At 45.6% G+C, this 19,148-nt stretch carries 17 protein-coding genes; 9 read left to right on the forward strand and 8 right to left on the reverse strand.

The features are described from left to right. The first annotated feature begins 43 nt into the window (after positions 1-43). The 5 genes from dinB (at position 44) to DYH63_RS09470 (ending at position 6,783) form a co-directional block, all read left to right on the forward strand. A complete protein-coding gene (dinB, locus tag DYH63_RS09450) occupies positions 44-1,201 on the forward strand; it encodes a DNA polymerase IV (protein ID WP_116788570.1) in 1,158 nt (385 codons plus the stop codon). Position 1,202: 1 nt separating this feature from the next. Then, positions 1,203-4,265 (forward strand): DNA polymerase III subunit alpha, encoded by a 3,063-nt coding sequence (locus DYH63_RS09455; protein WP_116788571.1) that lies wholly within the window; start codon positions 1,203-1,205, stop codon positions 4,263-4,265. A 9-nt stretch (positions 4,266-4,274) separates the two neighbouring features. Next, on the forward strand, positions 4,275-5,663 hold the full coding sequence (locus tag DYH63_RS09460) for an exonuclease domain-containing protein (protein WP_116788572.1): 1,389 nt from the start codon (positions 4,275-4,277) through the stop codon (positions 5,661-5,663). A gap of 9 nt (positions 5,664-5,672) precedes the next feature. Then, positions 5,673-6,293 (forward strand): alpha-ketoglutarate-dependent dioxygenase AlkB family protein, encoded by a 621-nt coding sequence (locus DYH63_RS09465; protein ID WP_369692836.1) that lies wholly within the window; start codon positions 5,673-5,675, stop codon positions 6,291-6,293. A 61-nt stretch (positions 6,294-6,354) separates the two neighbouring features. Next, complete coding sequence (locus DYH63_RS09470) at positions 6,355-6,783, forward strand: DUF1810 domain-containing protein (RefSeq protein WP_116788574.1); 429 nt, start codon at positions 6,355-6,357, stop codon at positions 6,781-6,783. A 25-nt stretch (positions 6,784-6,808) separates the two neighbouring features. On the opposite strand, the gene DYH63_RS09475 is transcribed toward DYH63_RS09470, so the two are convergent. The 5 genes from DYH63_RS09475 to DYH63_RS09495 form a co-directional block, all read right to left on the reverse strand. Continuing rightward, positions 6,809-7,276 carry a hypothetical protein gene (locus DYH63_RS09475; RefSeq protein WP_116788575.1) on the reverse strand — a complete coding sequence of 156 codons (468 nt, stop codon included), beginning with the start codon at positions 7,274-7,276 and terminating at the stop codon, positions 6,809-6,811. Positions 7,277-7,326: 50 nt separating this feature from the next. Then, positions 7,327-7,512: a DUF3606 domain-containing protein gene (locus DYH63_RS09480; protein ID WP_116788576.1), complete on the reverse strand. Its 186-nt coding sequence runs from the start codon at positions 7,510-7,512 to the stop codon at positions 7,327-7,329. 307 nt (positions 7,513-7,819) lie between these two features. Then, complete coding sequence (locus DYH63_RS09485) at positions 7,820-8,875, reverse strand: 3-oxoacyl-ACP synthase III family protein (RefSeq protein WP_116788577.1); 1,056 nt, start codon at positions 8,873-8,875, stop codon at positions 7,820-7,822. A gap of 150 nt (positions 8,876-9,025) precedes the next feature. Further along, on the reverse strand, positions 9,026-10,192 hold the full coding sequence (locus tag DYH63_RS09490) for a cation:proton antiporter domain-containing protein (protein ID WP_116788578.1): 1,167 nt from the start codon (positions 10,190-10,192) through the stop codon (positions 9,026-9,028). A gap of 66 nt (positions 10,193-10,258) precedes the next feature. Further along, positions 10,259-10,711 carry an Hsp20/alpha crystallin family protein gene (locus DYH63_RS09495; RefSeq protein ID WP_116788579.1) on the reverse strand — a complete coding sequence of 151 codons (453 nt, stop codon included), beginning with the start codon at positions 10,709-10,711 and terminating at the stop codon, positions 10,259-10,261. 364 nt (positions 10,712-11,075) lie between these two features. Between DYH63_RS09495 and DYH63_RS09500 the strand changes: the two genes are divergently transcribed. Both DYH63_RS09500 and DYH63_RS09505 read left to right on the forward strand, forming a co-directional pair. Continuing rightward, positions 11,076-13,028: a PAS domain-containing sensor histidine kinase gene (locus DYH63_RS09500; protein WP_116788580.1), complete on the forward strand. Its 1,953-nt coding sequence runs from the start codon at positions 11,076-11,078 to the stop codon at positions 13,026-13,028. A gap of 1 nt (position 13,029) precedes the next feature. Beyond that, the gene (locus DYH63_RS09505; RefSeq protein ID WP_162926981.1) at positions 13,030-13,482 is read left to right on the forward strand and encodes a response regulator; all 453 of its coding nucleotides are present in this window, start codon (positions 13,030-13,032) and stop codon (positions 13,480-13,482) included. A 76-nt stretch (positions 13,483-13,558) separates the two neighbouring features. Here DYH63_RS09505 and DYH63_RS09510 read toward each other — a convergent pair whose 3' ends face one another. Together DYH63_RS09510 and DYH63_RS09515 are read right to left on the reverse strand one after the other, a co-directional pair. Beyond that, positions 13,559-14,038, reverse strand: a complete 480-nt coding sequence (locus tag DYH63_RS09510) for a DUF4385 domain-containing protein (RefSeq protein WP_116788582.1) — start codon at positions 14,036-14,038, stop codon at positions 13,559-13,561. A gap of 74 nt (positions 14,039-14,112) precedes the next feature. Further along, positions 14,113-14,364: a hypothetical protein gene (locus tag DYH63_RS09515; RefSeq protein ID WP_116790793.1), complete on the reverse strand. Its 252-nt coding sequence runs from the start codon at positions 14,362-14,364 to the stop codon at positions 14,113-14,115. Between the two features lie 239 nt (positions 14,365-14,603). Between DYH63_RS09515 and DYH63_RS09520 the strand changes: the two genes are divergently transcribed. Beyond that, a complete protein-coding gene (locus DYH63_RS09520) occupies positions 14,604-15,752 on the forward strand; it encodes a Gfo/Idh/MocA family protein (RefSeq protein WP_116788583.1) in 1,149 nt (382 codons plus the stop codon). A gap of 66 nt (positions 15,753-15,818) precedes the next feature. Continuing rightward, the gene (locus tag DYH63_RS09525; RefSeq protein WP_116788584.1) at positions 15,819-16,424 is read left to right on the forward strand and encodes a DNA-3-methyladenine glycosylase; all 606 of its coding nucleotides are present in this window, start codon (positions 15,819-15,821) and stop codon (positions 16,422-16,424) included. A 2-nt stretch (positions 16,425-16,426) separates the two neighbouring features. Here the strand turns inward: DYH63_RS09525 and uvrA are convergent, their stop codons facing one another. Further along, positions 16,427-18,943 (reverse strand): excinuclease ABC subunit UvrA, encoded by a 2,517-nt coding sequence (gene uvrA, locus DYH63_RS09530; RefSeq protein WP_116788585.1) that lies wholly within the window; start codon positions 18,941-18,943, stop codon positions 16,427-16,429. Between the last annotated feature and the right edge of the window lie 205 nt (positions 18,944-19,148).

A 19,148-nucleotide genomic window follows, 5' to 3' on the forward strand; every position in this document is an offset into this window, starting at 1 on the left:
GGAATATCTATCCTAATTTTGTGGGGTACAAAATGGATTGATTATGGAACGCTCGATTGTGCATATGGACCTGGATACCTTTTTCGTATCCTGCGTAAGGCTTCAAAACTCTGATTTGGAAGGGATTCCCCTTATTGTGGGCGGTGGTGACCGTGGTGTGGTGGCTTCCTGCTCCTATGAGGCACGCCGGTTTGGCGTGCGCTCGGCCATGCCGATTAAAATGGCGCTAAAGCTTTGCCCGGAAGCAAAAATCGTAAAGGGCGATATGGAATTATTTTCCCGTTATTCCACTACAGTTACTCAAATCATAGAAGAAAAGGCACCCGTCGTAGAAAAGGCATCCATTGACGAGCACTACCTGGATATTACCGGGATGGACAAGTTCCATGGTGCCTATAAATGGACGAATGAGCTGGCAGCAAAAGTCACCCGTGAGACCGGCCTGCCGATAAGCTTTGCCTTATCGGTGAACAAAACCGTTTCCAAGATCGCCACCGGTGAGGGCAAGCCAAAGGGCAACCTTGAAATCGCTGCCTCACAGGTGCAGCACTTCCTTAACCCGCTTTCCATCCGTAAGATCCCCATGGTCGGTAACGCGACTTTTACGTTGTTATCCCGTATTGGTATCCGTAACATACAAACCCTTGCCGAAATGCCGGGACAGGTGTTGCAGGAGATGATCGGCAAGAACGGCCTTGAACTATGGAAAAAAGCCAACGGCATTGACAACACACCGGTGGAACCGCACCGTTACCGCAAATCTTTGTCTACAGAAGACACGTTCCATCAGGACACTACCGATCTGCATTTTTTACGGGCAGTATTCTGTGGTATGGTCGAAAAACTCGCCTACCAGCTCCGGCAGGAGAACTGGCTAACATCGACGGTTACGGTCAAGATCCGGTATTCCAATTTTGATACAGAAACCCGTCAGGTCGCCCTTGATTATACCTCCGCCGACCATACCCTGACCAAGGCGGTGCTGGAGCTTTTTGAAAAGCTGTACCAGCGCCGTATGAGCCTGCGCCTTATCGGCGTGCGCTTTAGCGGGCTGGTGCGCGGTACCTACCAGATCAATATGTTTGAAGACACCGTAGAACTCATGTCGCTTTACCAGGCAATGGACAAGATCAAGAACCGTTTCGGAGCCAATGCCGTGATGCGCTGCAACGGCGCGTTCCTGAAACCTAAAGCCCTTTAAGATGTACCTCAATTGCCATTCCTTTCACTCCTTGCGCTACGGCACCATTCCGGTGGCAGACCTTATACCGCTTGCGGCCGCCTGTGGGGTGACGGCTATGGCACTTACCGATATCAATACGGTAACGGGCATTTATGAATTTTACAGGCTTTGTAACGAAGCAGGGATCAAGGCAATCGTGGGGATGGAACTACGCCACGACAACAGGCTGCATTATATCGCACTGGCAAAAAACCGTTCAGGCCTTGGAGAGATCAACCGCCTGCGCACCCAGCATAACCTTGCGGGGACGGCGTTGCCACTTGTCGCCCCGGGTTTTGAAAATGTCCTTGTAATTTATCCCATTGATAACATTCCTGAAGTGCTTCAGGATTTTGAATACATTGGCATCCGCCCTGAAAACCTCTCCATGCTCATACGCCCGGAATGGCAGTCAAAGCTGGATAAAATGGTAGTACTGCATCCTGTCACTTTTCGCGACAAGCCGGAATACAACTTGCACCGTATCCTGCGGGCGATTGACCTAAATACTCTTGGGAGCAAGCTGACCCCTTCGGATTATTGTTCCCCGGGCGAATGTATGGTACCTGAAAGCGAGCTGCTTGAAACGTACAGCCAGTATCCTTCCATTATTGAAAACACCAATATCCTGATGGCAGATTGTCATTTTGAATACGAATTCAAAGTGCCACGCAATAAAAAGCATTATACCGCAAACCGGGATACTGACTTACAGCTCCTAACCCGCCTGGCACAGCAGGGCCTGATCAAAAGGTATGGTAAAGGGAATATTGATGCGGAACAGCGTATCGAAAAAGAACTTAAAGTAATCCACGAGCTCGAATTTAGCGGGTACTTCCTGATCACCTGGGACATTATCCGCTATAGTAATTCCATGGGTTTCCTTCATATCGGGCGCGGCAGCGGGGCCAACAGCATTATTGCCTATTGCCTCGGCATTACCGATATCTGCCCGTTGGAACTTGACCTGTATTTTGAGCGTTTCCTGAACCTGAACCGTAAAAGCCCACCCGATTTTGATATTGACTGGTCCTGGAAAGAGCGCGATACCATACTCGAATACATCTTTACCCGCTATGGACGTGAACACGTGGCTTTTTGCGGCACCAACGTGGAATTCAAATACAAGTCCATATTCCGTGAGGTGGGTAAGGTCTTTGGCCGTCCAAAGGAAGAACTTGACAAGCTCTCGGGGACTTCAATGGACCAGCACGATAAAAACGAGATCGTTAGGCAGATACACAAATACGGGATGATGATGGAGAAATATCCAAACCAGCGTTCCATGCACTCCTGTGGGATCATCATTTCGGAAGACCCCATTACCGATTTTACGGCACTGGAAATGCCCCCGAAAGGTTTTCCCATTGTACAATTTGATATGCATGTTGCTGAAGAAATAGGCTTTGAGAAATTCGATATCCTTTCCCAAAGGGGAATCGGCCATATCGATGATGCCGCCAAGCTGGTTAAAAAAAACCGTGGCATCGATGTCAATATCCGGGACACTTCCATTTCAAAGGATGAGGCCAGCTGCAATGAGTACTTAGGGCGTGGCAACACCATTGGCTGTTTTTATATTGAAAGCCCTGCCATGCGGGGGCTGTTGCGTCGCCTGAAATGCAACAATTACAAAGTATTGGTAGCTGCCTCTTCAATCATCCGCCCCGGAGTGGCCCAATCAGGAATGATGAAGGAATACATTTTCCGTCATAACTATCCCGATAAGTTTGAATATTTCCACCCGGTATTTGAAGAACAGCTGGGCGAAACGTATGGTATTATGGTGTACCAGGAAGACGTGATCAAGATTGCCCTGCATTATGGGGGGCTTCCTGCGGCCGACGGGGATATATTGCGGCGTGCCATGAGCGGAAAGGGGCGATCCAAAGAAGCGCTTCAAAGGGTGAAAGACCATTTCTTCGAATGCTGTGCCCGGCAGGGACATCCAGAACAGTTGAGCCAGGAAATTTACCGCCAGATCGAATCCTTTGCCGGATATTCTTTTTGCAAGGCGCACTCGGCATCATATGCCGTGGAAAGCTACCAAAGCCTGTACCTAAAAGTGCATTACCCTATTGAATTTATGGTAGCCGTGATCAACAACCAGGGAGGTTTTTACCGTACTGAAGTGTATGTACATGAGGCACGTATGTCGGGAGCCCGGATACACAATCCCTGCGTGAACAAAAGTGAGTTTGAAACGACATTGTATGGCAAAAATGTGTACCTCGGCTTCATGCATTTACAGGGCCTGCAAAGGGAAGTGGCACAAAACATTGTTACGGAGCGTGAGCAGCACGGTGAGTATGCGTCATTGGAGGAGTTTATCTACCGGATACCCATCGGTATTGAAGGGGTGCAACTGCTGATCTACATTGGTGCATTCCGTTTTACAGGAAAGACAAAGAATGAATTGCTGGTGACTGCCCGCAGGATAATGTTGCGGTTCACCCCCAAAAGTATTGGGCCAATGCTGTTCCCTTATGCCGTCCAGCAGTATGAACTCCCGATGCTCTTGCGCTCGCCCTATGAGGATGCCTTCGATGAGATTGAACTGCTGGGCTTTCCGGTATCGGTGACACCCTTTAACCTGCTTAGGACTTCCTACCGTGGAGACGTTAAGGCATGCGATCTTGTACAGTACCATAAAAAGCAGGTGAAGATGTTGGCCTACCTGGTATCGCGAAAGCATGTACCCACAAAAATGGGTGCCATGTATTTTGGTACCTGGATCGATGCCAATGGCGAGTTTTTTGATACGGCGCACTTTACCGGCAGCCTCAAAGAATATCCTTTTAAAGGCGGGGGTTGCTACCTGCTTTTAGGTACCGTAGAGGTGGATTATCATTTCCCGACCATCACGATATCCAAAATGGAAAAAATGCCATTCATTTCGGACCCGCGCTACAGGGAAAGCGATGCCGAGAGTTCCCAAACCCAGGAAAAGCTGCGCGAAGACGTCTCGATGACCCATCGTGAACCGTATCCACAGGAACAGGAGATCAACCTGCCAAGGCATAAAATGGTCCAATCAAAATAGAAGCGTAAGATGAAGAAAACGGAATATGCTATAGTGGATATTGAGACCACAGGCGGTAATGCCAGTGGCAGCCGCATTACCGAAATCGCTATTATAATTCATGACGGGACGAACGTACTGGACCGCTTCGAGACCCTCGTAAACCCACAAAAAGAAATACCGCTGCCCATATTTGCACTGACGGGGATCAATAATGAAATGGTACGTGATGCACCCCTCTTTGAAGAGGTTGCTGAAAAAGTCATGGAGTTGCTTGAAGGCCGCATTTTTGTGGCGCATAATGTGAACTTCGACCACTCTTTTGTCCGCCACGAACTGGGCAGGGCCGGCCTTAAATGGACAGCTAAGCAAAAATTATGCACGGTCCGTGCGGCAAGGAAAATACGGCCCGGATTGCCCTCCTATAGCCTTGGGAACCTGTGCCGCTCGCTCGATATCCTCTTAGAGAACAGGCACCGTGCCGGGGGTGATGCCGATGCTACCGCCATCCTGCTATCCCTTTTACTACAATGGGACAGTGACGATGTGATTATAAAAATGGTCAGGAAGAATGCTCAGGACCAGCGCCTGCCGCCCAACCTGCCACCGGAAGACTTTGAGCAGCTGCCCGAAAAGCCCGGTGTGTATTATTTTTACAGCCAGCAGCGGCAGGTGGTATATGTCGGCAAGGCAAAAAATGTAAAGAAACGCGTTGCGCAGCATTTCAGCGGCCATAAGATCACCCCGCAACGGCAAAATTTCCTAAAGGACATTTACTCCATTTCTTTCGAAGTTTGTGCTACCGAATTCATGGCGCTGCTTCTGGAATGTTGCGAGATCAAGAAGCTTTGGCCGGTACACAACAGGGCGTTAAAGAGGTTTGACCCAAAATTTGGATTATATGAATACGAGGCGCGTAATGGCTACCGGTATTTAGCGATTGGAAAATTGGCGAAGCACCAATCCTATATTGAAATGTTCCATTCCCAATATGATGGTGTGAACCTGCTGCTCAAACTTACGCAGCAGTTTGGAATTGACCACAGGTTTTGCCATTATGGAACTATCGAAGGGGAAGCATCGGCAATACGGGACCTGAATGATTTGCCTGAGGTATCAGCACACAATAGTTCCATTGACCATGCCCTTGATTTTATTGCCGAAAGCAGGCCCAGTTTCGGTATTATTGATAAAGGGCGTACTGCCGACGAACGCAGTTGTATTTGGATAGAAAAAGGCCACTTCTATGGGATGGGTTACATAGCTTCCGATATTAGCATTACGGAGGCATCCGAAATAAAAGGCTATGTGACACCCCATAAAAGCAACAATTATATCATGCAGCTGATCACAACATTTGCGGCAAAATACCCCGGCAAGGTTGTCCGGCAGGCTACTTTAATGGAACTCCACCAATAAAAAAAAGGAATGATGACACTTTTTGACGACAAAGAACTGTTTACGGTCGGCACTTCATCTAAAAAATATATTGACCTGCCGGATCTGGAATTAATGCATTATGATGGTTTCATTGCAAAAGACGCCGCTGATGCATATTATAATTCACTATTGCACAATACACCATGGCGTGAATACCAAATGCCGATGTATGATAGAATAGTCACGGCACCACGTATGGTTGCCTGGTACGGCGCGCAGGAAGAAGCCGGCGAAAATGCGCTGCCCTGGACACCGGAGCTTTCAGAACTGCGGTTACGGGTTGAGAAAGAAACGGGATTGCAATTTAATGCCGTTCTTTTAAACCTGTACCGTAATGGCAACGACAGTGTGGCGTGGCATTCCGATAAGGAACACCGGATTGGCAGCAATCCCAATATCGCATCGGTAACCTTCGGGCAGACAAGGCCCTTTAAGTTCCGGCACAAGACAAATAAAAAAGCCGGGCAGGTTGAGATACCGCTGCACCATGGTACTTTATTGCTAATGTCAGGCACTACCAACACTTTCTGGGAGCACCATATACCTAAGTCGGCCAAAGAAATGGCGCCAAGGATCAACCTCACTTTTAGGCAGGTAAAGAAATGGTAATTAATTTAACAAACTTTAACAAATTTCTTTATTCCAAAAAAATTAATTTAGCCCGCTAATTATGGAAGACAACTACAAATTAATACGTTTTTTAGAAGCCCAAAATCAGGTGTATCTGAAGGCTCTGTCCGAAATCAAAGGGGGGCATAAACACAGCCACTGGATGTGGTACATATTTCCGCAGCTTTTGGGTTTGGGTTCCAGCGAAAATGCACGTTACTTCGGTATCACGGGTTTGCCGGAAGCAACAGCGTATCTGCAACACCCCACATTAGGCAAACACCTTATCGAAGTTACTAAAGCACTACTAGCGATAAAAGGCAAATCAGCTTCTGATATTTTCGGGTATCCCGACGATTTAAAACTGCATTCTTCCATGACGCTGTTTAGCCTGGTAGAAAATACAGATCCCGTATTTAATGAAGTGATCAATATATATTTTGGAGGCCTACTGGACAGCCGCACATTGGAGCTGCTGGAAAATAGTTAGGATTTGTATTGTTTATTGAGTGCAACTAAAGGTACGGTTCAATTTTAGAAATAGGGTCATACCTGAATATGCGGAAAGCAATAACAACTGCAACGGCGAAAAGGATATGTCCAAAGAACAACTGTATGTAGTACGATCTTCGTGATACATCGTCATGAATGGAAGTTAAGTAGATGGCCCTCCAGCATAGGATACCTACTAAACCACTGATGACACCAAATATTATTCCCGTTATAAATCCAAATTTTACACTAGTATACCGCCATACCGCCTCGTAGGTTATCACCAAAGCAAAGCCAATAATGTAGTGTGCGATCCAGCCGCCTGCTTTATGCCATCTACCTTTAAGCTCTATGCCAATACCTTCCAGTATAAAATTCATCATTACAGGCTCCTTAAAAAGCTTTTTAAAATTGGCCGATAGCAGGTAGCTAAAGGTGGTCATTATATTGGTTGCTGAAAATGCTGCAATAGCTATTTTAAGTAAATTCATTACTGAATCTTTTGGTTAATCAAAAGGACTGCCTTACGGCAATCCTTTTGTTACTTTCTTTCCTTTAGGTACGCTTCAACTTTGTCCGGGCTATTGCTTCCTGACGCCTTAACAGCGTCAATAAGCTCCTGCTTGCTGACCCCGAATTTTTCAGACCAGTAACGCACTTCGTAGTCTTCAGATGTACTGATGCGGTCACGGTCCGGGCTTCCTGTGTTTGATGTATTGTCACTCATGGCAGTTTGTTTTTAGTTTACACTAAGTTAGCCATATTACGCTGTCGAAGGCAAGGTTTAACGTTACATTATAATACCCGAAACTTCATTGCAATCCTGCCTTAATGTCAAATGTATTGTTCCAAACAGATTTTTAATGCCTGAATAATAAAAGCCTGTACGAAGGCACTGGGCTTGGGCTCTCATTGTGCAAAAAAAATTGTTGAGCGCCACCACGGCACCATTACCGGTAACGGCACTGAAGGTGAAGGCGCCCGGTTTACAATTGTATTGTCTCAAAACAACCCCTCAAAAAAGGAAATCCCAATTAAACTTTGTACGCAAAGGCATTGATATTCATACCGGCACCTACCGATGCGAAAAGTAGTATATCCCCTTCCCTAAATTCATGCCCTTCTTTTTCGCCCCTCGCGATCAGGTCATATACCGTGGGTATTGTTGCAACACTGCTATTTCCCAGTTCATGAATGGTCATTGGCATAATGCCTGCCGGAGGGAGCCTGTTGTACAGCTTGTAAAACCTGTGGACTATGGCCTCGTCCATCTTTTCGTTAGCCTGGTGGATAAGGATTTTTTTTATTTGGCTGATGTCGATGCCTGCCTGGTCGATACAGCTTTTCATTGCAGCCGGTACCTGGCTTAAGGCAAATTCATATATTTTACGGCCCAGCATCTTGATATAGCGCACATCTGGGTCATTTTCTAGGTTGTAGGAACTGCCGAAATGGAGATAATTAAATTCATCATACGTGTAGCTGCGGCTTTTGTGCGAAAGCATGCCTACAAATTCGGAGGCTTCCACAATAGTGGCTCCGGCACCATCCGAGTAGATCATGGAGTCCCTGTCATGTACATCCACAACACGTGAAAGGGTTTCCGCCCCAATGACAAGGCATCGTCTTGCCATGCCGGAACGGATGTAGGCGTTGGCCTGTATCATGCCTTCGATCCAGCCGGGGCATCCAAACAATATATCGTACGCCACACAATCCGGATTTTTGATCCCTAGCTTATTTTTTACCCGCGAGGCCAGGCTGGGAAGGATGTCTGACTGGATGGTGTTATGCTGCACATCGCCAAAATTATGTGCCACGATGATATAATCCAGGGTTTCCCAGTCGATACCGGCATTTTCAATGGCATTCTCGGAAGCTGTAAATGCAAGGTCGGAAGCTACAAAATGAGACGGTGCATAACGGCGTCCTTCAATACCCGTTATAGCGGCAAATTTGCCGATAATAGTGTCTGTGCTGTGGTGTAAGGTACCGCCGTTAACATCCAGAAAATTATGGTTCTCAAAATCCTTGTTGGAGACTTTGATTTCGGGAATACAACTGCCAGAACCTATGATTCTCATATTCATATCGCCAAAATTTTGAGGGCGAATTTATTAAATTACAAATAACACAACCAATCATTTTTCATAAAATTTTCTAAAAAATCAGCATGGGATACAAGCATAGCCTTTACAACATTTCCGCCGGAAATAAGGCGTATCGCTTTCAGGCAGGGTTCAGGACTTATCTGCGGGTAACCGGTATATCAGCTTTTGGATCGTAGTGAGCCAGATACTTGTAAGCAGCATGGTAAGGGTAATCACAGACAAGGTTACCTGGTACACGTAATTCCCGACCAGGCCTAAAGCAGATGCCTGTGTCATTAAGACAAAACTGAACTCCCCGATCTGTGCTAAGAGTGCACCGCCGTATAAGCTGTCCCTCCAGCTGTTTCCCGTAACTTTAAAGAGCACCGTATTGATCAGGCTGTTGATCAATAGCACGGACAGGGCTATAAGTACGATCGTAATTGCGTTATCAATGAAAAAATGAATATCGAGTTGCAGGCCCACTGCAACAAAGAAAAACGCCATAAGGAAAACCCTGAAAGGTACGAGTGCCTTTCCAAGCCAGTGGGTCGATTTGTCCCCACCTATTATAATCCCTGCAATAAATGCCCCAAAGGCCGGAGACAGGCCAAACCAGTTACTTATTCCTGCCATCCCGAAACATATGCTCAGGCCCACAAAGACCTGAAGGTCATGGTCTGCAATAATCTCTTTCCGCATAGGCATTACAAAAAGTTTCCTGGTGACAGCCGCCCTCAAAAAGAGCAGCATGAGCAAGCCTCCAATGCAGACCTTGCCCAGTTCCAGCGTAGAGATACGGGTTCCGGACATGAAACTCAGCGTCAGGATCATGGGGATAACCAGGATATCCTGTATTAGCAGGACACCCCCGGTAATAAGGCCTAACTGGCTCTTAATCTCACCGGTGCGCGATAAGTATTGGAATACTATTGCTGAACTGCGCAGGCTGATTATAAAAGAGGTGAGGATAATGGTTGGAATAGTCCACCCTCCATACTGGCCTATGGCAAACATACAGGCAAAACTCAATACAACCTGGACTATGCCGATAACCAAAGGTTTGGAAATACTGCGTTTCAGGCTATTCAAATCGATTTCATTACCTATGGTGAATAGTAACAGCACAATGCCTATTTCTCCCAATTCCGATATGACCTCCGCTTTATTGATCACATTAAAAGCCTGTGGGCCTAAGAGTATCCCCGAAGCGATATAAGCAATAAAATAGGGTTGCTTCAACTTACGAAGAAGCAGTATCAGTAAAAGGATGATGCAGGACAGTACAGCTATACCGGAGAATAAGTGCGATGACATGGCTATAGGTTTAATACGTAGAAAGCTGCCTTTTATGGGCAGCTTCCAACTAATTACAATGATACCTTAGGAGATCGTAATCATCCTTGGTGGTTTTTGTTTTACCTCTTCGCGCTTAGGGATGGTAAGCATCAAAAGGCCATTTTCATAACGGGCACTGATCTTATCCTCGTCCACCACATTTTTGGGCAGTTCAAAACTTCGCTGGAAGGATTGGTAGCTAAATTCCTTACGCGTGAAAGATTCCTCGCGGGAGGCCTGCTGGTGTTCTTTTACCGATGAAATCGTAAGCAGGTTACCGTCTAAAGTAATTTTAAAATCACTTTTTTCCATTCCGGGTGCGGCGACTTCAACCTCATAGTTGTCTGAGGTTTCCTTAATGTTTACCGATGGCAGCGTAGTGCTTGTGTTTGAAAAATTGTTGTTTTCCCAATTGAAAAGCTCGCGGCCAGGGATGTCGTCAAAAAACAAACGTTGGAAACCCGGGATCTGGTTTCCGTTTCTTTTCATAAGATTCATAACAGTTTACTTTAAATTGTTAAACAATAAATTTAGATCGTACACTCAAATAGTGTCAGAGAGCGAAAAACCAAAAGTATGCCAGCACAAAAAAATGACATTTTTTCAGAAACAGATATGAAAAAATGTCATTTGAGGTAAGCAGTTTCATATTTGCCTTCTAACCTTACGTTTCCGGTTTAAATTGTATCATATGTAACTTTCAATAGGATAAATGGATCTCACATTTGTAACGAAACATACAATTTTAAACTGCGCCATTAGCACCGTACGATGGGTGGTAGCCGATTCAATATGGCTATCTAGTCGTAATTTATTACCTTAGCTAAGAATTGCTGTATTACTTATTATACCCGAAACAAAAATGGATATCACTCACAATAAAGCTTTATTCAAAACCGTCTTTGACTCTGCATTTAACGGCATTGCTGTGTTACAAATCCCAAATAACGAAAAGGGTGATATTGAAGATTTTACAATACTGCTCTTCAATTCCTATACCCTTAAGTGGATCGGTGATGTCGACTACCTCGGCAAACGCTATAGCGAAGTCTTTCCAATGGTAAGGGAAGCAGGAATTCTTCAAAAATTTATTGAAGTAGCCAAGACGGGCAATACCGCCAGTTTTGAAAGTTACTACACAGGTGAGGGACTGAAACACTGGTTTCACTTTACCGCTGTCAAACAAGACAATGTATTAGTGGTGACGACTCATGATATAACCCAGCAGAAGCAGGCAGAGATTTCCCTAAAAAATGGACTCGAAGATGCTGAAAAACAGAAGCGGCTTTATCATTCTATTACCAACAACACCCCTGACCTTGTTTACGTATTCGACCTCGACTACAGGTTTACCTACGCAAATAAGGCCCTGCTTACCATGTGGGGCAAAAGCGCTGAAGATGCCATAGGTCGCGGGCTGCGCGAAAACGGATACGAAGAGTGGCACGCATTGATGCACGAGCGTGAAATTGATGAGGTTGTTGCTACCAAACGTTCGATCCGTGGTACCGTCTCTTTTCCCCACGCGGAATTGGGCAGGCGTATTTACGACTATATACTGGTACCTGTAGTCAACAAAGCAGGTGAAGTGGAAGCCGTAGCGGGAACGACCCGGGATATCACTGAAATTAAACGCTCTGAAGATTTACTCCAGCAAAGCCATACCCGCTTCCGTGGCATGATCGATCAAACACCGGCCCCTACGTTAATCCTTATGGGTGATAATCTGGTAGTGGAACAGATCAACCAATCGATGCTCAGGATGATTGGCCACACCGAAGAAATTATAGGGATGCCATTTCTTACGGTGATGCCGGAACTGGCAGGCTCGTACATTTGGAATGAGGTTTTAAAAGTGTATAACGAAGGTACACCTTTTGACCAGCAGGAAGTACTCGTAACCCACAAGCGTACCGGAGAGATGAAGGATTACTATTATAATATTGCCTACCGCCCGCTTAGGGAAGAAGGAAAAATCATCGGTATGATTCAGGTAGCAATCGATGTTACCGAACAGGTTCAGGCAAGAAAGAAAATCGAGGAAAGCGAAGCCCGGTATCGTATACTATCTGCATCCCTGGAGCTTCAGGTGGCTGAGCGCACAAGGGAATTACAACGCTCTAATGAAGACCTGCAGCAATTTGCCCACGTGGCCTCACACGATCTAAAAGAACCGGTGCGAAAAATAAAAACCTTTACAGGCAGGCTGCAGCAGCGCCTTGAGGACAAATTGGATGATGAATCCTCTCGTTTTATAGAGCGCATTAATGTTGCCACAGACCGGATGTTCACCATGATTGATGGCGTCCTGTCGTATTCCACCACCAATGCCGTAAACCAGAAGGCAGAGTTAGTAAACCTTAACGAAGTGGTTAACAATATCCAGGTCGATCTTGAAATAGCCCTGCAAAGCAAAGCAGGTGTTATCGCTCATGAAAATCTACCTACCGTGGAAGGTGCGCCGGTATTACTCTATCAGCTTTTTTATAATCTTGTGAATAATTCTCTTAAATTCGCGCGTCCGGGTATCCCTCCTATAATTAATATATCGTCCGAAATACATGGGGATGGAACCGTCAGGATCCTGGTAGCGGATAATGGAATCGGTTTTGACCCCCATCATGCCTCAAGGATATTCGAAACCTTTACCCGCCTTAATCCTAAAGATCAATTTGAAGGCACGGGCTTAGGGCTTTCGCTCTGCAAAAAAATTATCGAGCGCCATGGGGGCACTATCGAAGCGACTGCCATTTTAAATCAGGGTGCCCAATTTATAATCAATATTCCTTTACAACAATCAGATGGCCGAATGTAACATGGAACAAAGAATTATTATGTTGGCCGATGACGACAGCGACGACACGGAAATGTTTTGTGAGGCGGTAGAAATAGCTTCCAGGAATCTCATATGCCATACTGCAATTAATGGTGAAGAACTTTTGAAAAAACTACAAAAACTGGAAAGGTTGCCCGACATTATTTTTTTAGACATGAATATGCCGATTATGAATGGGTGGGAATGTTTAGCTCTGCTAAAAGCAGACCAGCGCTATAAAGAAATTCCCGTGATTATGATCTCTACCTCTTCGCACAGGGAAGATGTGGCTACCTGCCTGGAAAGTGGTGCACTTTGTTACCTTGTGAAACCTGCCGATTTCAATGTCCTGGTACGTCTTGTAAAGACAATTACTGAACATATAGGAAGAGGCAATCCATATTCAGAGCTTTTCCTGCATTTAAAAAATGAGGGCCACATAATGTGTAACTAATTTTTTTCCCGCTAAAAGTGAGTAATAAAATGTGATCCAGCCGAAAGCGAATATTAAAATCGCGACAGGTATATAGCTATCCACACCTGAGTTTCCACTTATTTTTCAGCTCGGCATACACTGTATTTGCTTCGGCTACCTGCCATTTATCGTAAAAAATGGCAGCAGCTGCAGCCTTTTCGGCCTGTCCTGTGCCGCGTTCGAGTTGCTTATAATCATTTTCTTTATCGTATTTTTTACCGCCTTTATAATTGGCATAACGCCTGGCGCGCGTAAATCCCATCTGCAAATATTTCCGGGCCATGTCAGCACCGACAAACTCGCCTTTGCTTACGTACGCGTTGAAAAGGGCGAAGATTTTTTCACTGCTCTCTTTAGCGATAGCTTCATTTTTAAAGCGCCAGTATTTACCTATCTCTTCTTTATAGGGCTGGCAGATCAACACGCCTTGTTCGCCTTTCCCTACACGGTACAGCTCCGGATGTTCCCGGTAGTTGATCTCGGGCTTCCAGGCATAAGTATCGGTGTCGAAATTGAGGTAGGTCGGTTTGTCCATGTTGAAATAGGATTCTAATAAAAAAATCCGGAAATGCAATTATTCATTTCCGGATTTTTCCTCATTTGCTGTTATTACTCTTTATCATATTTGTCGCTGCCTTCGACTTTTACAAGTTTATTGTAAACCCCAAGCAGCAGGAATGGTGCAGCCCACTGGCCTACAAATAAAGCAGTCTTTTCGTTGCCCGCAATCTTAAGCCCGGCACTCACTGCCATTGAACCTAATGCAGCCCACAAGAATACATCTGAAGGTATTTTAGCGGTTTGTTTTTCTATTCCTTTTGCTACTTTTCCTTCTGTCTGGTCGTTGTCGTTAAAAGCCATAGTATTGATTTTTATAAGTTTATATAAAGATACCCTTATAAACATTCAACAATTTGTAGCAAGAAGTTAATAAGTGCTATGGATATGTTAAAGTAACTACCGGTTTGTTTGGGAAAATACATAAGAGGAACGAAACCTTAAATTAGCGTTAATATTGGTTAATCATTTACTAAACAAATAACTTAGCTGATGGATGTACTTTAATTTTATAACATTGCATACTACTTAAACCTATCAAAATGAAAATATACAACATCGGAATTATTGGTTATGGCGGTTTTGGCAGATTCTTACACCATTGGTGGAATGCGCTTGAAGGCGTAGAGGTTGTTGCGATTTCGGGCACTAATCTCGAGGATGCTGAACCCGGGGATGTAAAGCTGTACGATAACTGGGAAGACCTGATTGAAAATGAAGATATAGATATTGTCAGCATAGCGACTCCTCCTTCCCTCCACGTTGAAATGGCCTGTGCAGCGATGCGTCACAATAAACATGTTTTACTTGAAAAGCCGGTTGCGCTGAGCAACGAGGGGGTTGAAGAAATACTCCGGGTACAAAAGGAGACAGGAATGATCATTACGGTAGATCACATGCTGCGTTATGACCCTATTGTCAAGTCGTTAATGCAGTTAAGTAAAGATGAAACCTTTGGGAAGTTGAGGCATGTGGTTGTGAGTAACTACGCGCAGGACGGATCGCTGCCTGCTGAACACTGGTTTTGGGATAAAGCCATTGCAGGCGGGATATTTATAGAACATGCCGTACACTTTTTTGATATTGTAAATGCGCTGACCAACCAGAAAGTAGTCCGTGTTTCCGGCTGCACGCACAACAGGAATGAGCAGCAGGAAGATCAGGTCGCTGCAACGGTACTTTATAACGATGGATTAATAGCGACCCATTACCATTCATTTTCGGGTCCCGGTTTTTTCGAACAGACCACAATACGCCTTACCTACGACCTTGCCAGGATAGAAGTTGAAGGGTGGATCCCGATGGAGGGCAGGTTTCAGGCACTTGTAAATAAATCAGGCAGAGAAAGCCTGAATATCCTGCCCGGACTGAACCTCGATAAATCAACACCAATTTCAGAACTTACCGATATATCACGTCCTGAAGGTTGGGGAAGTTTAGCAGGCGAACCTCAAAATACGGTGCGCTGTGGGGGAATAGATTACGCTGTAGACGATTTGGTAACGGGAACCTTTAAACTACCCCAAACAAAGTCAGAAATATATGGCTCATGTGTACAGCAAATTTTATCGGACGTTATAAAGAAAATCGAAAATCCGGATCACATTCTTAACGTTACACTACAAGACGCGCACGAAAGCCTTAAAATTGCCGTACTGGCCGACCAATCTGCTCATAAGGGAAATAAATAACCTTGAATTGCTGTTTGATAACCAATATCGGGTTACTGATACACTATAATTATTAAATTAAATAGTTTGAAGTTACAACTACCGTACTACCTGAACAGGGAGGTGATTTTTATTGCTAAAGACCTCTTAGGGAAAGTGCTTTTTACACAAATAGATGGGCAAATAACCGCCGGTGTTATAGTAGAAACCGAAGCCTATTATGGCGTAGAAGATAAAGCATCTCACGCTTACGGGGGCCGGCACACGAATCGGACTCAAACATTATACAGCCAGGGCGGAATTGCTTATGTTTATTTATGCTATGGTATCCATTACCTGTTTAATGTTGTAACCTCTGTTAACGGGGAGCCACACGCGGTATTAATCCGGGGTGTTGAACCTCTTATTGGGAAAGATATAATTGAATTGAGAAGAAATATGCCCGCTACAAAAGCTGCTGTTTCAGCAGGTCCCGGCTCAGCTGCAAAAGCACTGGGTATCGACCGCTCGTTTAATGGAAAAGATTTAACCGGCGATGAAGTATGGATCGAAGATCATGGTGTTCGGTATCCGCCCGGCGATATCGTTGCCTGCCCACGCGTAGGTGTCGCCTACGCCCAGGAGCACGCTGATTTGCCATGGCGGTTTTTTGTAAAGGGGAATAAATATGTCAGTAAACCCAATAAAATGTAATTTCATATAAAGCCCGCGAGATAAGGTGCTGTCCTGCTATCCTTAGCCTTAACAATATCGGCTGGTATGCCTGCGGCAACAATAGTACCTCCCCTATCCCCTGCTCCAGGGCCAATGTCGATTACCCAGTCGCTGGCGGCTATAACCTGCATATCATGCTCTACTACTATAACCGTGTTTCCGGCATCTACCAGTCCGTTTAGCTGAATCATTAGTTTTTCAACATCCGATGGGTGCAACCCTGTAGTAGGTTCGTCAAGAATGTATAGGGTATTGCCATATTGCGTGCGCTGTAGTTCGGTAGCCAGTTTAATGCGCTGCGCCTCGCCGCCGGATAATTCGGTTGCCGACTGCCCCAGGCGTAAATAACCCAGCCCTACCTGCCTTAGCACGTCGAGCGCATGGTATATTTGCGGTACTTCGTCAAAAAAAGTACAGGCTGCATCTACCGTCATACCCAATACCTGGGCAATGTTATTGTCTTTATAGGTAACCTCTAAGGTTTTAGGGTTATAGCGGGTGCCATGGCAGGTGGGGCAAGGCGTGTATACACTTGGCAAAAACAATAGCTCTACCATAACAAACCCTTCGCCCTGGCAGTGCGGACAGCGGCCTTTAGCCACATTAAAAGAAAAACGCCCCGCATCATACTTTCTTGACTTAGCCAGTTTTGTACCCGCAAATAACTTGCGTACGTGGTCAAACAATCCGGTATAAGTGGCAAGGTTAGAGCGCGGCGTGCGGCCAATAGGTTTTTGGTCTACCACTACCAGCCTTTTTATATGCTGCATACCATCGGTAATAGTACCACCGGTGGTTTCAACTATGTTTTGTTCTAAAGGGTTTTCGGTTTCATCGGCCTCAACCTCAATTTTAAGCCCTAAATGGTTAGCAACCAACTCTACCAATACCTGGCTTACAAGGCTACTCTTACCCGATCCCGACACCCCGGTTACGCTGGTAAAAACACCTAACGGAAATTGCACACTTACATTAATTAGGTTATTGCGCGATACATCTTGCAGCTGTAGCCAGTTGTTTGCGGTACGTGGCGCAGGCGTGTTTTTAGGCGTATCATCAAAAATATAATGACGCGTAACCGATTCTTTTACCATCTTTAATCCGTCCGGTGGGCCGCTGTATAAAACCTTCCCGCCATTTTCACCGGCAGCAGGGCCCACATCTACAATCCAGTCGGCGTGTTTAATCACATCTATTTCATGTTCTACCACAAAGAGTGAGTTGCCGGAATCTTTCAGTTTATCCAATGCCCGCAACAGTGCTTCGGTATCTGCTGGGTGCAATCCCGCAGAAGGCTCATCTAAAACATACACCACGCCAAACAGGTTGGAGCGCACCTGTGTAGCAAGCCTCAGGCGTTGCAATTCGCCTGGAGAAAGCGTTGGGGTACTGCGTTCTACAGTCAGGTAACCCAAGCCCAGGTCAAGCATGATAGCAAGGCGCGCCACAAGGTCTTCGGCAATGCGCTGGGCAACAATTAGCCTTTCGGGTGAAGCAGAACCAGAATGATTACCGGCTTTTGCAAACGGAGTGAAAATAGCGGCCAATTTTTCCAGTGGCTGGCGTGACATCTCAGTAATATCAAGCCCTGCAAATTTTACAGATAGCGACTCAACCCGCAAACGCTTGCCATGGCACAACGGGCATTCGCTGCTAAGCATAAATTGCGCCGCCCGCTTTTTCATGAGCTGGCTTTGGGTGTTGGCAAAAGTGTGCATTACGTGGCGCTTAACCCCTGTAAAAGTGCCCATATAATCGGGCGGTATTTTATTTCTAATGGCTTTTTGCACCTGCTCGCGGCTAAGCCCCGGGTATACCGGCACTACAGGCTGCTCCTCGGTAAATAAGATCCAGTCGCGTGTTTCTTTGGGAAGGTCGCGCCAGGGCACATCTACATCATAGCCCATTGTTATTAATATATCACGCTGGTTTTGCCCGCCCCATGCGGTAGGCCATGCGGCTATTGCGCGTTCGCGGATGGTAAGCGAATCATCGGGCACCATAGATCTTTCGGTAACCTCATATACCCTGCCCAGGCCGTGGCACTGTGGGCAGGCACCTTCGGGCGTATTGGGAGAAAATGACTCTGCATACAGTATGCCCTGCCCTTTAGGATAGTCACCCGCACGGGAATACAGCATCCTGAGTAAATTAGAAACTGTGGTAACACTTCCTACCGAAGAACGCGTACTGCCGGAGCTGCGTTGCTGCTGCAAGGCAATCGCGGGCGGCAGGCCTTCTATCTCATCCACCTCGGGTATCGACATTTGGTTAAACAACCTGCGGGCATAGGGCGAAACCGATTCCAGATAACGTCTTTGCGCCTCGGCATACAGCGTACCGAAGGCCAGTGATGATTTTCCTGAACCCGATATACCCGTAAAAACTACAAAAGCATTGCGCGGAACGTCAAGGTCAACGTTTTTAAGATTGTGTTCTCTCGCTCCCCTAACTTTTATATACCCTGCAAATTCGTTTTGTGTAAGTCCTTTGTCCATCGTTTATGTAATGTATCGGCCTAAATTTAAAATTAAATAGTGTGACTAAACATTTCGAGGGTAAAGATTTAAATCAGATTTAACGGTATAACTGTAGAAACCATTTCCACCCGTAATTTCTGTCCTACTATTCGTACTTTATGATCTCAAAAGGTTTGACGATTACAGATATTTATTTGTATCTTAAACGCCTCATAATCCGGAG

Origin of the sequence: Flavobacterium psychrotrophum (genome assembly GCF_003403075.1) — a bacterium.
Classification (GTDB): domain Bacteria; phylum Bacteroidota; class Bacteroidia; order Flavobacteriales; family Flavobacteriaceae; genus Flavobacterium; species Flavobacterium psychrotrophum.

Coding starts and splice junctions, on each gene's coding strand:
- dinB (WP_116788570.1), top strand. CDS start 44: ATGGAACGCTCGATTGTGCATATGGACCTGGATACCTTTTTCGTATCC.
- DYH63_RS09455 (WP_116788571.1), top strand. CDS start 1,203: ATGTACCTCAATTGCCATTCCTTTCACTCCTTGCGCTACGGCACCATT.
- DYH63_RS09460 (WP_116788572.1), top strand. CDS start 4,275: ATGAAGAAAACGGAATATGCTATAGTGGATATTGAGACCACAGGCGGT.
- DYH63_RS09465 (WP_369692836.1), top strand. CDS start 5,673: ATGATGACACTTTTTGACGACAAAGAACTGTTTACGGTCGGCACTTCA.
- DYH63_RS09470 (WP_116788574.1), top strand. CDS start 6,355: ATGGAAGACAACTACAAATTAATACGTTTTTTAGAAGCCCAAAATCAG.
- DYH63_RS09475 (WP_116788575.1), bottom strand. CDS start 7,276: ATGAATTTACTTAAAATAGCTATTGCAGCATTTTCAGCAACCAATATA.
- DYH63_RS09480 (WP_116788576.1), bottom strand. CDS start 7,512: ATGAGTGACAATACATCAAACACAGGAAGCCCGGACCGTGACCGCATC.
- DYH63_RS09485 (WP_116788577.1), bottom strand. CDS start 8,875: ATGAATATGAGAATCATAGGTTCTGGCAGTTGTATTCCCGAAATCAAA.
- DYH63_RS09490 (WP_116788578.1), bottom strand. CDS start 10,192: ATGTCATCGCACTTATTCTCCGGTATAGCTGTACTGTCCTGCATCATC.
- DYH63_RS09495 (WP_116788579.1), bottom strand. CDS start 10,711: ATGAATCTTATGAAAAGAAACGGAAACCAGATCCCGGGTTTCCAACGT.
- DYH63_RS09500 (WP_116788580.1), top strand. CDS start 11,076: ATGGATATCACTCACAATAAAGCTTTATTCAAAACCGTCTTTGACTCT.
- DYH63_RS09505 (WP_162926981.1), top strand. CDS start 13,030: ATGGAACAAAGAATTATTATGTTGGCCGATGACGACAGCGACGACACG.
- DYH63_RS09510 (WP_116788582.1), bottom strand. CDS start 14,038: ATGGACAAACCGACCTACCTCAATTTCGACACCGATACTTATGCCTGG.
- DYH63_RS09515 (WP_116790793.1), bottom strand. CDS start 14,364: ATGGCTTTTAACGACAACGACCAGACAGAAGGAAAAGTAGCAAAAGGA.
- DYH63_RS09520 (WP_116788583.1), top strand. CDS start 14,604: ATGAAAATATACAACATCGGAATTATTGGTTATGGCGGTTTTGGCAGA.
- uvrA (WP_116788585.1), bottom strand. CDS start 18,943: ATGGACAAAGGACTTACACAAAACGAATTTGCAGGGTATATAAAAGTT.